Below are 1,284 nucleotides of genomic sequence, written 5' to 3'. Positions count from 1 at the left end.
GGAGTCAAATTTGAGTGGCAAAACCCGAGCGTTGATGATGTGAAATCTGAGATGAGATAAAATTTGGAGGCGTAAATTTGACCACCAATTAAAACATAAAGCACCGCCTAGCAGTACTGCTTGTAGCCTTTTTTACAGAGCTGTTTTTTGCCCTCTTGTTTTAGGATTTCGTTTTTGCTCTCGCCGTTATAGGTAGCGTTTTGATCGCTGCCGCCGACCTTTTCGCCGTTTACGTAGATATTAGCCGCATAAAGCCCCGCCAAAAATACCAAGAAAATCAAAATTTGCTTCATAGACTGCTTTCAATTAAATTTAATCTCCAAAGCGCAAGCAAATCGCAGTCCAAATTTAAAAGCAGGCACGTCAAATTTAAGCAAAGCGGAGCAAGCGCGCCGCTAATCAATAAGCTTAGAACGGCAAAACGACGCAGTCAAATTTACGCCGCCTTGCCATCAAACAATCAAATTTTAGTGTAAAAAGTGGCGCACGCCCGTAAAATACATCGCCATGCCGTGCTCGTTTGCCGCCTGCACGACCTCGTCGTCGCGGATACTACCGCCAGGCTGTATCACAGCCTTTACGCCCGCCTCGCTTGCGATATCGATGCTATCGCGGAATGGAAAAAACGCCTCACTAGCAAGCGCGCAACCGCATAAATCAAGCCCCATATCGCGCGCCTTGGCTACGGCCGCACGCGCGGCATCCACGCGGCTCGTCATACCCATGCCGATGGCGACCACGGCGCTGTTTTTCACGTAAACGACACAGTTACTTTTCGTGAGTGCCGCAACCTTCCACGCGATTTCGAGATCTTTTAGCTCAGCCTCGCTGGCCGCACGCGCGGTTTGCAGTTTCATATTTTGTAGCTCGCCAGGCTTCACCTCGTCGCTTTGCTGATAGACAAAGCCGCCGTCAACGTGCTTGAAGTCGTATTTGTCGTTTGCGCGCTGTAAAAATTTATTGCCCTGGGCGAAAATTTTGATACGTTTTTTGGCTTCAAATACCGCAAGCGCGTCCTCGTCAACGTTTGCAGCGATGATAACCTCGACGTAGATTTCGTTGATTTTCTCGGCCAAGGCGCGGTCTAGCGTGCCGTTTATCGCCACGACGCCGCCGTATGCCGAGACGGGATCGCATTTTAGCGCCTCGACATAGCTCTCGAGTAGATTTGATTTTATGGCAAAGCCGCAAGCGTTAGCGTGCTTTACGATAGCGACCGCAGGTGCAGCGTCAAAGCTGCTTTCAAGCGCTAAAGCGGCGTTTATATCGGTGATGTTGTTAAAG

The 1,284-nt window shown here is 49.5% G+C and carries 1 protein-coding gene and 1 pseudogene; both read right to left on the bottom strand.

Annotated elements, in window-relative coordinates:
* Positions 1-107: 107 nt before the first annotated feature.
* Positions 108-293: a hypothetical protein gene (locus Q0546_RS07925; RefSeq protein ID WP_002946870.1), complete on the bottom strand. Its 186-nt coding sequence runs from the start codon at positions 291-293 to the stop codon at positions 108-110.
* 174 nt (positions 294-467) lie between these two features.
* Positions 468-1,284 (bottom strand): annotated as a pseudogene (locus Q0546_RS07920) (bifunctional phosphoribosylaminoimidazolecarboxamide formyltransferase/IMP cyclohydrolase PurH); the annotation flags it as partial.

Origin of the sequence: uncultured Campylobacter sp. (assembly GCF_937997465.1) — a bacterium.
Classification (GTDB): domain Bacteria; phylum Campylobacterota; class Campylobacteria; order Campylobacterales; family Campylobacteraceae; genus Campylobacter_A.
This window is presented reverse-complemented; position numbering and strand designations above follow the sequence as displayed.

What these genes read in the sequence shown, in the direction of transcription:
- Q0546_RS07925 (WP_002946870.1), bottom strand. Translation starts at nt 293, where the DNA reads ATGAAGCAAATTTTGATTTTCTTGGTATTTTTGGCGGGGCTTTATGCG.